Genomic DNA, 11,833 nt, shown 5'->3' on the forward strand with positions numbered 1-11,833 from the left:
CGGCCGGTCTCGACGAGTTATTCTTCCGCGGGCCCTTACTCCAAGGTCAGAGGAAAGTGCACGATCATGTCGGGCCCATCGAAGCGCCGAAACGCGATGCCACGGGCGGCGGCACGCAGGCACGAGCCCGCTTCGCCTCGCGTCACGGCGGCCGGCCCCCGAAGGTTCACCTTGCTGACTCCGCTCGCCCCGTGGATCCTGAGCCCGAAGATGATGCGCCCGCTCAGGAAACGATCGCCGTCAACCAACACCAAGCAGCGGCGTATCGCTGGCAACACCGAATCGAAACCTCGCTCGATGTCGTACCCCGTGAGCTGCTCCTCGCCCCCGGACGTGCTCACGTCGAGCTCTCTCGTCCCGGGCTCGCCCAAGGCGTCGCCGCTGAGTACATCGGCCGGCTGCGGCCGAGCGTCGAGCGCGCGGGCCGGCCGCCGTCCGGAGGAGCCGGAGCGCGGTCTCGAGTGCTTGCTTTTGGGCCTGCGGCTGTTGCGCCTGCCACGCCGTCTTTGCTTGGACGCACGCCGGGGCGCATCTTCGCGTGCGCCGGCAGTCGACCTGGGGGAGGGGCCCAGCAGCGCGTCCAGGTAGCCCAATGCGTAGATCGCAGCCCCAGCTCCCCACACCACCGAAGCGGCCAAGAAACCTGCCCAAAAACGTGACATCAGGGTCTGTATACCACGCTGGTTTCGTTCGCCCGGGCGCTGTGCGCGAGCGCCGCAGGGCAAACGGCAGCCGCCGCGCATTCGACACCGCGTTGGGTTGCTTGTGCATGGCGTCGAGCTTGCTTGCCATGTGTATACCCGCACGCGCACAAGCGCACGCCAGACCGCCTCACTGGATCTTCACAGGCTCGCTCGGAACGTCGCTGCGCGTTGCCCGCCATGCTTATCTCGGGCAGGGTTGGCTCGCTCCGTGGTTCACGGGCGCTCGACTGTCCTATGCGGTCTTGCAGACCGGAACCGTGCTGCACGGCCCTTCGCTCGGGGCGGAATTCAACCTCTCGGCCGACGGAGGATTTTCGGAGCCGCTTGAGCCGGCTAGCCAGCTGGCGCTGACTCCAGGTTATTGCGCCTACGTGGAGAGCTCGCGACGAACGCTCGTCCTGACCCATGCCGGTGTGACCTGGCTTGCGGCGGGACCAAGCCGGGCGTTCGGCCTCACGGCCTCCTTGTTGCTGGCGTATCGCGTGCGAGCCGGCATCGCTGTGTTCAGCCAAGGCGGGCTCGGCCTGTTTGGTGGGGCGGGCTCGTCGCTCCATCCCTTGCTGAGCCTCGAGCTCGGAGCCCTGTTGGACTACGAGGTGCTGCCGTGAGGGCAATTCCAGCGCCGCTGGCAGGCAGCATCGGGTTGCTCCTGCTCGTGGCAGCGACCCCTGGAAGCGTCGGATCCTGCGGCCGCGAGGAGAGCCTCGCCGACCTGCACGCGTACTGCCCGCAGCGCGAGGGCCTGATTTGCCACCGCAGGCTGCTGCGGCACGAGTTTGCGACCACGACTCCCGACGATTTCGAGTACCGCGCCTGCCGTGCGCGGGCCCTCGGGCTGTGCCAGCGTCGTTTCTGGGCGCCGGGCTGCAGGCCAACACGGCGGGCCGCGCAATCGTGCCTGAACGCCCTGAGCTCCTTCGCCACCCTGGACAGGCCCGCCGAGTCGTTGCCCGAGTGCTCCACGTTGACGCTGTGTCGCGGGCCGGCCGTTATCACGATCGACGCAGGAGCCGCACCGTGAGCTTGCGGCGCGTGTCCCGCATTCGTGGAAGCTCGCTGCTTGTTCTTCTTGCCCTGTGCGCCGAGGGCTGCGTGCTGTTTGCCTCCACGGCCGACTACGACGACTACCGGCTGGTGCGGCTGGCCGGCGGCGAGGACGAGCGCCTGCTTGCCATGCGCGACTACCTCGAACGGCAGCCATCCGGCTGGTGGCAGGGGAGTGTTCGCCGCGAGCTCGCCACCCGCGAAGCGGCGTTCTACGAGACACACCGAGACGACCGCTCGGGGGTCGAACGCTACCTGCGGGTCTACCCGAACGGCACCTTCGCTGGCCGGGCGCGAGCCAGGCTGCGGGTCCTGGACGGCATCGGGCGCCGTCGAAACGCCGAAGAGCAGCTGCGCAGGGCCGAGCAGCACGACAAGGCCGCGCAAGACAGCGAGCTCCATCGTACGTGGCTATCACGATGGACCTCGAAATGGATGCAGCGCCTGCTCGGCATCGTGAACTGGGGCAGTCCGCTGCCCGACGTGGCCGCTCGCAATCCAGGTTTCTCCGAAGCGTACGGCAGCACACCGGTACCTCGCTGCAGCCCATTTCGGTGCACCAAGCGGCAGGCGCTCGATTACTGGATTCCGGTGCCCGGAGCCACACGGATCGAGCGCCGGCTTGAAGCGGTCGTTCGCCTAGGACTCCGGGACGGCAGGCTCGTGCAAGCCGAGCTGCTGCTGCCAGGTTTCGGGTTCTCCCGCTGGTACGAGCTAGAGCAGCGTCGCAACGTCGTGGACGAGCTGCCCGACGCCAGGCGCGAGGCGTGCGACTGGGCGCTTGGCAGACTGGACACCTTGCTCCAGGCGCAAGCACTGCGACCGGTGAAGCACTACCCGGGGACGCTGGAACTGACGGCAGGACGGGCTGCCCGGGCTGCGCGCGCCGGGTCGAGCACGCCGCCGCCGGACGGGTCTCCGGATCCACTGGCACCGGCCGACGACCCGGAAGTCATGCTGCTCGATCCGGTCGAGATACAGTCGGAGCCCGCTGCGCCGCCGTCCGAACGTGCTCGGCCCCCCGGACCTCCGGCCCCCACCATCCAGGTGCTGCGCGCCTACGCAAGGGGCCGCGTCAGTGCGCATGTGTTCGCGGCTTCCGAGCCAGGTTCGCACGAAGCCTACGATGGGGTGCTCGTGCGCTGGGGCAAGCCCGCTGATCGCCGCCGTTAGCTCGGCTAGCCCGCTTGACGAAATAGGGGCTTAGACCTAGTTTCCAGCCGGCCTCGCGTGGCCGTGTTCGCTCATCCACCTGTGCGGTCATCAGCAGGAAAGAAAACCCGCCAGCCAATGAAGCCCAGCCGAGGGACTTTTTGGGCGCGAATCAGACGGACTTCATTGGCCAGGGCGGCTCGGCTCCGGCGCCGAACCATGGACCCAGCATGATACCTGCCGCACCGTTCGAGGGCCTTCGGGAGGCTTCGGTCGCGCGCCCTTCGGCGGCTCATGCCCGCCAGCAGCTGGATGCGGCTCACAGCCTGTTATCGGATACGATCCCGATACTGGACGATCTGGTTCGCAAGGCTGCCAGAGGCCCCGACCTGATCGAGCAAGCGGCTCGCGACCTGATCGACGCTGGCGGAAAGCGCGTGCGGCCGCTGGCCACCTTGCTCACGGCCAAGGCCTGCGGGGGAGAAGGGCGTGATGCCGCCCCGTTGGCTGCTGCCGTCGAGCTCGTCCATTCGGCCACGCTGCTGCACGACGATGTGATCGACGAAGGGGAAGAGCGACGCGGCCGGCCCGCGACGCGGGTCCAGTGGGGCAACCTGGTATCCGTGCTCTCGGGCGACTTGCTGCTGACTTCGGCGCTGGGACTGATCGAGGCGTCGGGAATCGCCGGGGCGATGAGCGATCTGATCGCAACGATGCACGCACTGATCGCCGGGGAGGTCGCGCAGTTCAAGGCGCGCGGACGCGACGATCTGGGCGTCACGGGGTACCTAGAAATCGTACGCGGCAAGACGGGATCCCTTTTCGCAATGGCGTGTCGCTCCGGGGCTCGCTCTGCGTTCGCCGCCCCGGAGATCATCGAGGCTGCAGGCCGTTTTGGGGAGCGGGTCGGCGTGGCGTTCCAGATCGTGGACGACGTCTTGGACCTGGAGGGCGTCCCTCACGAGGTTGGCAAGCGTCTGGGCGCCGACCTCGCGGAAGGCAAGACCACGCTGCCCTTGGCGCTCGCGCTGCAGGATGATGCCGCACGACTGCGACCGCTCTTGATCAACGCCCGAGCTGGGGACATCGTCGCTGCCAGCCAGGTGGCACGCGCCGAGCGAGTCCGCAGGGCGTGCATCGAAGCTCGTGCTTTCGCCGCCCGGGAAACCGAGCTCGGCCTGCGCCAGCTGAAGGTCTTTCCGCTTTCGCGCGAACGTACGCTCCTCGAGCTGATGGTGCACGGATTGGCCAACCGGACGTCGTGACGCCGCACAGCTGACACGGCGACGCGCCTGTGCTGCGGGGACCGGCTTATACAAGTACATCGCTAAGGGCCCGAGGAAGACTGAAGCTCCACGCCCACAGGGGCGTGGGTTCAGGCAGAGGGGCGTGGGTGCAGGCATGAGTTTACATAATATATCTTCTGCGAAGTTACCGTTGCGTGGGGCCGCCAACCCACACACACCTTGCCCTACCAAGGATGCAGGCCATCAGGCGCGGCTGCGCCCCTCGCTCGCGCAAGCGAGCGCTAGCCGGAAACGGCAATTTCCGGCTAATTCATGCGGAAGGCGTAGACGGTGCCGCCGTTCGATACCGCGAAGGCCATGCCGCCGAGGACGGCTGCGCGAGCGCTGAATCCCGTGCCCGACTCCACGCGCGCCAGTTCTCGGCCGTCGTCCAGCGCCAACAGCCTGAGCGCTCCGCGGCTCTCTCCTGCGATCAGGTACTGCCGGTGGATCACGGGCGAAGTTGGCGGCCCCCGGTGAGCCGGGCGGCGCCACAGCGTGCGTCTGCTGGCCGGATCCATGCACACCAGTCCGCGGTCAGCGGACGCAATCACGAGCCGGCCCGGTCGCGCCGCCAGCGCCGTGATGCCCGTGAGCTCGGGCTCGCGCCAGTCGATCCCACCTGTTCGAACATTCAGTGCATAGAGGCCCGCGGCGTAGGACGCAACGAACACCTGCTGCCCCAGCACCGCGGGGGTGGTGTCAACATCGGAAAAGGCCGGCATTCCCTTTGCGCCGGGCTCGACATGGATGCTGGTGTCGATCTGCCACAGCACGCGCCCGTCTCCCACGTCCAGCGCGACAACCACCCCGTCGGTGAAGCCGGTGATCAGACGCTTGTTTGCCAGGGTCAACGCGGCGTAGCCGCTCACCGCAAAGCCGTCGGGCCGCTCCCGCCGGTAGGCCCACAGTGTTTCGCCGCTGATCCGCGACAGCGCGGCCACCGCGTCGCCTCCCGCAGCCACGTACAGGGCATCCTCGAGGAGCAGCGGACGCTTGCGAATCGGCTCGTGCAAGTCAGCGCGCCACTTGCGTTGCTGCGAGTCGGCATCGAGAGCATGCACGATACCGTTCTCGGTCGCGATGAACAGCTCTCCTCGGTCCGCGTCAACGGCGATCTGCGCCTCGACGGAAGACTCCGTGCGGTACTTGAACACACGCCGCCCGTTACGATTCAGCGCCCACACCTCGCCCGTCGTCAGCCCGACATAAACCCTTCCGGTGCGTGCATCCACGGCAGGCCCGGCCGTTTCGAGAGGCAAGTAGGGGCCCTGGCGACCGTCTGCAAGCTCGCGAATCCACTGCACCCTCAGCGGTCCAAAGCCTCCGGACGGCCGGTCCGATGCCCCGATCCATCCGAAGTTGCCGTCCTGCTGGAACACACCGCAGCTCGCTGCCATCACGGCGCCCGCCAACAACGAGGCAACACGCACCAAGCCCACGCGTGATCCTGCGCTGCAGCGGCAGGCACCGCCCCTGTCGGATCGATCGGATCGACCTGTCACCGGCAGCTACTCCTGCGCGTCCGAGCCGGGGGGGGTCCCGGGCTCTACCTGGCTTGCAGCTGCCGGCTGGCCTGCAGACCCGGACTCGCCGCTGGTTATGGGCTGGCTCGTGGCGGCAGAGCGCTCGAGCTCCAACAACCGATCCTCGGCTGGCGCGAGCAGGCCGGGGTTCAGCACCGCCTCCGTAAACCCTTGAGCGGGGTCCCCGGAGCCCCCGATCTTCTTGAGGCGCTCGACCAGAGCGGTCAGCGTGCGCAGCGCCCCCTGGACATCGCCCTTGGCGGACTGAACACGCGCGCGATGGTAGTCGGCGAGCGCCCGGTAGCGGCCCCCCGCCAGCGCGGCCAGCTCATCCCAGCGCTTGGCGGCTTCGTCGAACTCCTCATCGCACTCGTGGCTGAACCCGATGCCCTCGAGTGCTTGCCGCTTCTCGAAAGGCGAATCCGCCCGCCCGAGCGCCCAGGTGAAGACTCGCCGGGCTTCTTGGGCCTTGCCCAGTTCCAGCAACGCGCGGCCTTCACCAAGCGCGGCCCACACACCGACCGGAGAATCCGGAGCCCGCTGGCGCGCGCCTCGGTATTGCTTTGACGCCTCGGTGGCTCGCGCTTCGCGCGATGCGAAGGTCGGCTCTTCGGAAGCCTCTCCTGCGTCCTCGTGCCCCTGGACGATCGCGACTCGCGAAGTGGCGACCGCGCGGGCCAGCGTCCCGGTTGCCTCCCCAGCGGAACTGCGCGAGTGCCACTCGAGCGCCACGATGCCGGCGCCAACGGCAGCCACACCGAGCGTCGTGGCTACCAGCAGCGTGCGGTGCTCGTGGAACCAATCACGCGCGCTAAACAGGCCCTCGCCCACCTTGCGCACCTCTGCTGGTGTGATCCCGCGCTTGGCGGCCTTGCGTGCCGCCTTGGCCGCCTTCTTGGCCGCCAGCCGCTGTCCGGCCGTCAGAGGCTGGGTCCGCTGCGCTTCACCTTCACTGGCTGCCACGATTACCCTTCCCCGCCGCCGTTTCAGGACCGCCTGGTGCCCGCGCGGGGCGAGCGAATATACCGCCCCGCCCTGCCAAGTCAACGCGGCTTTCGGCTCGCTGCATGCTCTCGCTGTGCGCTGCGGGCTCGGCTTCTTGCTGGGCTCAGCTTCTTGCTGGGCTAGCTTCATTATCGCGCGATGCTATTGCGCGCGGGTGTCCTGGCGACGCCCAGGGGCCAAGGGCCCGCACCGGTCGCCGTGGCCGGCAGTCGTGGCAGCGGGCTGCATGCTGTTGAGCTCCCGCCCGGCGCTAGCTTACGACGAGCAGGTCACGGCCGGAGTGGCTGCGGGCTATGCCTTCTTGGCTTCCGAGCAGCCGGCCCACACTGCCGCACTTGCCTTGGACGCCACCCTCGGGCTCGGCGAGCGCTGGTCGCTCGGCACGCGGGTTGGCCTCTTGCTGCACCCGGCGGGCGGCAGCAAGACGCCCATGGGGTTCGTGAGCCTGGACCTGCTGTACCTGGTCGATGTACTGCAGGTGGTGCCCTTCGCCGGGGTGGGCCTGGACGGCCTGCTGTCCGATGGCCTGGGGCTCGGGACCCATGTTCGCGCCGGGATGGACTACCTATGGAGCCGAGACCTGCTGTTGGGTGCTGACGTCCGCGCGTGTGTGTTCTTCGCCGAGGCGCTGCGGCTGACCGGCTGTCTCGCCGCCAGCGTGCACGCGAGCCTGGTCTTCGACGTGTGAGCGATCCACACGAGCGACCCCGCGCAGGCTGCCCACCGTGGCCGGTCCGACGCCACGGACGCGCACGAGCTCGTCGAGCGTGTGAAACGGCCCGTGCCGCTTGCGATGCTCCGCGATACGCCGTGCGAGGGCTGGTCCGATGCCCGGCAGCAGCTGCAGGCTGTCCGGATCGGCTCTGTTGATATCCAGCGTGCCCCGATCGAGCAGGTCAGCCGCCGCACCCTGCCAAGCTTGCCAAGCCTGCCAAGCTTGTGCTCCGGCGCCTGGTCGCGGCCGGCCCGGCGGCGAGCCGGCCGTCTTACGCGATCGCGGCGCGCGGTCATGGGGAGCCGCGAACCCAAACGCTGGTATCAGCGCCCTCAGCACCAGGGCGAGCGTCAGCAGCGAGGCACAGATCAGGGGTGCGGAGCGTGGCATCGGGGCCGGCGAACCTCCCGGCATGTCATCGGCCCGGATCGTGGCCTGTTGCGCGCCGCCGGTCTCGACCAGCTGTTGCTGCACGGCGGTTACAGGCCGGCGGTTACAAGCCGTTGCGCGCAGGAGCTTGCTCGGCGAGCCCGAATCCGTCGTGCAAGGTGCGTACTGCAAGCTCCGCGTAGCGCTCGTGGATCAAGCAGGACACCTTGATCTCGCTGGTGCTGATCGCTTGGATATTGATGCCCTCGCGTGCCAGGAGCTCGAACATCCTGGCCGCCACCCCGGCATGACTTCGCATGCCGAGTCCCACGATGGAGACCTTGACCACGGCGCTATCCACGACGACTTCACCGGCGCCGACTTGATGGGCCAGACTGATGGCAAGCTGCCGGGCCTGCGCCACATCACCCTTGCCCGCAGTGAAGGTCAGATCGGTGGTTCCCTGCAGCGAGACGTTCTGGATGATCATGTCCACGCATACGTTTGCTTGCGCCAGCTGCTTGAAGATCTTCGCGCTGATCCCAGGTTCGTCAGGCAGCGAACGTATGGTGAGCTTCACCTCGTTCTTGTCCGAGGCCACACCTGCCACGACGACCGACTCGAGCTCACGGGTTTCCGCGCCCACCCAGGTGCCGTCGCGCTCGGTGAAGCTCGAGCGAACGTGAATCGGGACTCCGAATTTCATGGCAACCTCCACGGATCTGATCTGCAGCACCTTGGCGCCCAGCGAAGCCAGCTCGAGCATCTCCTCATAAGAAATCCGCGCGACCTTGCAGGCGTTCTTGCAGATGTTGGGGTCCGCAGTGAAGACGCCCTCGACGTCGGTGTAGATCTCGCAAGCATCGGCGCCGATCGCCGCCGCCACGGCCACCGCGGTCGTGTCGGTGCCACCGCGGCCGAGCGTCGTGATGTTGCCCTCTTCGTCAAGGCCCTGAAATCCGGCTACCACCGGAACCTGGCCCGCCTGCAGCACCTGGTGCAGCGCGCGGACATCGATCGCCAGTATCCGCGCCTTGGAAAAGACACCGTCGGTGAGCAGACGCAGCTGGTGGCCGATCAGCGATCGCGCCGGGGTCTTGAGGGTCTGCAGCGCAATCGAGAGCAGCGCCGAGCTGACCTGCTCGCCGGTGGACACGAGGGCGTCCATCTCTCGAGGGTTCGGTCGCTCCTCGAGCGACTGGCCAAGGGCAAAAAGCCGGTTGGTCTCGCCGGCCATGGCGCTCACCACTGCCACGACCTGATGACCTTGGTCGCGGGCGGCGGCGATGCGTTGCGCCACGACGCGGATCCGCTCCAGCGAGCCCACGCTGGTGCCACCGTACTTTTGGACCAACAGAGCCACAGCGCGCGCACTTCTAGCGCCCGAGGCCCCCTAGTCAAGCCTGTTTCAGCGGGGCTAGTCCTGGTTGGGCGTCGCCTCCTTGTTGTTGGGTGCGGGCTTCTTGGGCTCGGGCCCCTTGGCCGGCTTGCCACCGGTATTCGCTGGCGCCGGCGGCCCCGATTCACCCGAGAAGGGTTGCCCGAGCTCATCGCGCAGTTTTCGCTGCAAGCGGTCAAGCAGCATGCGCTCCACGTACTGGGGCATCGAAGGTACGTGGATCACGATCCTCACCCCCATCTTGCCGTAGTGTCGCGACGGAAGCAGCTCGGCGCTGCCCGGAAACGACCGGGGCCCCTCGCGGTACTTGAACAGCAAGTAGCCGTTTTTGAGGTCCTTCTCAGCGATCTCGAAGCCCAGGTCGACGCGCACGAGGCGCACCAGCGCGGGCCAGGTCTGCGATCGCTGATAGCCATAGTCGAATCCGGTTCGGGCCTGAGCTGCAGCGGGAAACACACCCAGCACACACAACAGCAGCAGCCAGCGAGCCATGACCCACTCTAAGCGCCGCTGCCGCGCAAGGGCAACTTTCCGGAGCTGGTGTCAACGAAGACGCGCTTCACGCCTCCTCCTGCCCGTGCAGTGAGGCTCTTCCGCAGTCCCGCCGATACTTGGCGTCTCGAGCACGGCCTGCGACCATGCGCGCCCATCAAACCGTCCTGGCGGTGCCAGTTATCTTCGCTTCCTGCCCCTATTCGGCGGCACGGCCGGAAGATGCTTCTCCTTGACCTGCTTGCCGACAAACTCGATGCCGTTCTCATCAAGTCGACGACGCGCCCTCTCTGTGTCGGCGAGCTGGACCTTGCCGGACGCTACCCACAACCACCTGGTGACGCGTTTGCCGTTCTTGAGGTGGGAGGCGAGCTGCTGTTTTGCAGCCCTGCGCTTACGAATCACCGTAGACACCTGGTCCTCTTTCGCAGAGTGAGGCTCCAACCCAAGCACCTGTTGGCTAGGGCTATGGCCGAGCAGGTAGTCCCAGCGACTCTGCCCCGGGTGCGCCCGCTGAAGGGCCGAGTCCAGGTCGAGGCTGTCGCCAAACATGGCGCGGGTATCTTTGGCAAGGTGGGTGCGGTAGGCCTTCCGCACTGCACCGATCCCGTCGTTCACGTCCGTCTGTAGGGATGATTCGCTTCGAAGTGCCTGGCGCACGGGAGTCTTCCTGGCCTTCCTCGTTCGAGGCGCCATTATCGCTTCTCATTGACAGCCGTCCGCACGGCATCACCGAACCGCGAGCTGAACTCGGTGAGGCCACCCCAGCCTGCAACGCGCTCGTCGTCCGCCCCAGGATCGAGCTTCGAAATGTCCACGGAGCAAACCTTGCCGTGCTCGTCGAAGCTGAGATGATGCACCCGATAGTCCTTGTCAAGGGCTGCTCTAGCAACCTTCTGCAGCTGCTGCGACGGCGGCACGTTGAATGCGTCGCAGATGAGCTGCCAGCGAGCGCCGTGCTCGCGCAGGCGGCGAATCATCCAGACCGCAGTCAGCACGTGAGCTGAATGGGTGGACATCGCGACCCGGTACCCACGCCAGAGCAAGTCGAGGACCAGAAGCATCACGACCGTTACAGCCTGCGGATGCAGGCCCATCTCGGGCTCTTCAATCACTACCCACTCGATATCCGGCTGCTTGATGAGCTTTCTCGGCGGAAGCAGATGATACAGACCGAGGAGCAGGGGCGTGAACTCGCGCTGGCCAGCGGTCCACGTCATGAACGGAAGGTGCATCTCGCCGTGGGTCAGTCGCAAGCGCTTTGTGTGTTGGCGGTCTTCCTCGATCGCGACGCTCCCATCGTGAAAGACCGCCTTGTTGATTTGCTCTCGATACTCCCTCTTGAGCACGCGATCGATTGGGAAGAGGGCCCCCTCCCCGCGCGCGCTGAATCGATCGAAGAGATTCTGGCTGAAGATTCGTGCCACGGCGGGCGTGTCGGAAGTCAGCTTCTGAAACGGAGCCGCCCAACCGTCGCTGATCAGCATCGAACGGTGAGCAGGGATGAAGAACACCCTCTCCCTGCCGCTGCCGATGCGGCCGAGGCTCTTCGGAGTGATCCTTTTGCGGTTAAAGGTAACCTCGGCCCCAGCCTTCCACGCCTCACCCATGCCCGCGCCGAAAATGAGATCGACGAGCACATCGGACTTCTCGGTGGGGTGACCTGCCTCGCGCAGGGCCGTGACAATCTGTCGGCCGTCCATGGCAACTTTGAGCCACTGAAGCGCGAGGCTCTTGCCTGTACCTTGAGCGCCCACAAGCACCGTCAGGTCCCCGAATGCGAGGTCGGCCTCGGTGATCTGCGCGAAGCTCCGAATCTTGAGACGGTCAGCCTGATTCGTCATGGTCTGCTCTCCGGACACCGCGCTCATGGCGCCGCTACGGTTCGGGGTCGCCCTCGGGCCGGCGGCGAGGATAACCCCGCCGCCTACCCTTGTCGCGAGACAGCCCCGTCCCTCGGCGAGCGGAGTAGCCCGGCGACCTTCGGCCGACCCGACCCGCGTCGGCGTCCGCCGGCGTGGGCGGGCACTTTCGCCACCACGGGTAGCGTAAGTGTGCGAAATGAACTGCGGTGCTGTCCGGCATGCCTGGTGCGGCGTGCGAAGCATGACGCAACCACGCTACATCGTCCCTGGAATGAC

12 protein-coding genes and 1 pseudogene are annotated in these 11,833 nt (G+C 66.8%); 5 read left to right on the plus strand and 8 right to left on the minus strand.

Annotated features, from left to right (window positions below; all coding sequences use genetic code 11):
• Positions 1–35 precede the first annotated feature (35 nt).
• Complete coding sequence (locus MJD61_16390) at positions 36–662, minus strand: hypothetical protein (GenBank protein MCG8556842.1); 627 nt, start codon at positions 660–662, stop codon at positions 36–38.
• Between the two features lie 128 nt (positions 663–790).
• Here MJD61_16390 and MJD61_16395 point away from each other — a divergent pair, with 128 nt between their 5' ends.
• From MJD61_16395 to MJD61_16410, 4 genes are all read left to right on the plus strand, one after another.
• Complete coding sequence (locus tag MJD61_16395) at positions 791–1,312, plus strand: hypothetical protein (protein MCG8556843.1); 522 nt, start codon at positions 791–793, stop codon at positions 1,310–1,312.
• Positions 1,309–1,725, plus strand: coding sequence for a hypothetical protein (locus MJD61_16400; GenBank protein MCG8556844.1), 417 nt, complete (start codon positions 1,309–1,311; stop codon positions 1,723–1,725). Before MJD61_16395 ends, MJD61_16400 begins: the two co-directional genes overlap by 4 nt.
• Positions 1,722–2,921 carry a hypothetical protein gene (locus MJD61_16405; GenBank protein ID MCG8556845.1) on the plus strand — a complete coding sequence of 400 codons (1,200 nt, stop codon included), beginning with the start codon at positions 1,722–1,724 and terminating at the stop codon, positions 2,919–2,921. Before MJD61_16400 ends, MJD61_16405 begins: the two co-directional genes overlap by 4 nt.
• Before the next feature lie 209 nt (positions 2,922–3,130).
• Positions 3,131–4,165 (plus strand): polyprenyl synthetase family protein, encoded by a 1,035-nt coding sequence (locus tag MJD61_16410; protein MCG8556846.1) that lies wholly within the window; start codon positions 3,131–3,133, stop codon positions 4,163–4,165.
• A 287-nt stretch (positions 4,166–4,452) separates the two neighbouring features.
• Here MJD61_16410 and MJD61_16415 read toward each other — a convergent pair whose 3' ends face one another.
• Together MJD61_16415 and MJD61_16420 are read right to left on the minus strand one after the other, a co-directional pair.
• Positions 4,453–5,691: a PQQ-binding-like beta-propeller repeat protein gene (locus MJD61_16415; protein ID MCG8556847.1), complete on the minus strand. Its 1,239-nt coding sequence runs from the start codon at positions 5,689–5,691 to the stop codon at positions 4,453–4,455.
• A 6-nt stretch (positions 5,692–5,697) separates the two neighbouring features.
• Complete coding sequence (locus MJD61_16420; protein ID MCG8556848.1) at positions 5,698–6,675, minus strand: hypothetical protein; 978 nt, start codon at positions 6,673–6,675, stop codon at positions 5,698–5,700.
• Positions 6,676–6,949: 274 nt separating this feature from the next.
• Between MJD61_16420 and MJD61_16425 the strand changes: the two genes are divergently transcribed.
• Entirely contained in the window at positions 6,950–7,405 is a 456-nt protein-coding gene (locus MJD61_16425) for a hypothetical protein (protein MCG8556849.1), read from the plus strand.
• A gap of 78 nt (positions 7,406–7,483) precedes the next feature.
• On the opposite strand, the pseudogene MJD61_16430 reads toward MJD61_16425, so the two are convergent.
• The 5 genes and pseudogenes from MJD61_16430 to MJD61_16450 form a co-directional block, all read right to left on the minus strand.
• Positions 7,484–7,822 (minus strand): annotated as a pseudogene (locus tag MJD61_16430) (helix-hairpin-helix domain-containing protein).
• A gap of 103 nt (positions 7,823–7,925) precedes the next feature.
• The gene (locus MJD61_16435) at positions 7,926–9,164 is read right to left on the minus strand and encodes an aspartate kinase (GenBank protein MCG8556850.1); all 1,239 of its coding nucleotides are present in this window, start codon (positions 9,162–9,164) and stop codon (positions 7,926–7,928) included.
• A 54-nt stretch (positions 9,165–9,218) separates the two neighbouring features.
• Positions 9,219–9,692 (minus strand): hypothetical protein, encoded by a 474-nt coding sequence (locus MJD61_16440; GenBank protein MCG8556851.1) that lies wholly within the window; start codon positions 9,690–9,692, stop codon positions 9,219–9,221.
• Positions 9,693–9,872: 180 nt separating this feature from the next.
• Entirely contained in the window at positions 9,873–10,352 is a 480-nt protein-coding gene (locus MJD61_16445; GenBank protein MCG8556852.1) for a hypothetical protein, read from the minus strand.
• A 35-nt stretch (positions 10,353–10,387) separates the two neighbouring features.
• The gene (locus tag MJD61_16450; protein ID MCG8556853.1) at positions 10,388–11,536 is read right to left on the minus strand and encodes an AAA family ATPase; all 1,149 of its coding nucleotides are present in this window, start codon (positions 11,534–11,536) and stop codon (positions 10,388–10,390) included.
• Positions 11,537–11,833: the final 297 nt, after the last annotated feature.

Source organism: Pseudomonadota bacterium, assembly GCA_022361155.1.
Classification (GTDB): Bacteria; Myxococcota_A; Polyangia; order Polyangiales; family JAKSBK01; genus JAKSBK01.

What these genes read in the sequence shown, in the direction of transcription:
- MJD61_16390 (MCG8556842.1), bottom strand. Translation starts at nt 662, where the DNA reads ATGTCACGTTTTTGGGCAGGTTTCTTGGCCGCTTCGGTGGTGTGGGGA.
- MJD61_16395 (MCG8556843.1), top strand. Translation starts at nt 791, where the DNA reads ATGTGTATACCCGCACGCGCACAAGCGCACGCCAGACCGCCTCACTGG.
- MJD61_16410 (MCG8556846.1), top strand. Translation starts at nt 3,131, where the DNA reads ATGATACCTGCCGCACCGTTCGAGGGCCTTCGGGAGGCTTCGGTCGCG.
- MJD61_16440 (MCG8556851.1), bottom strand. Translation starts at nt 9,692, where the DNA reads ATGGCTCGCTGGCTGCTGCTGTTGTGTGTGCTGGGTGTGTTTCCCGCT.
- MJD61_16450 (MCG8556853.1), bottom strand. Translation starts at nt 11,536, where the DNA reads ATGACGAATCAGGCTGACCGTCTCAAGATTCGGAGCTTCGCGCAGATC.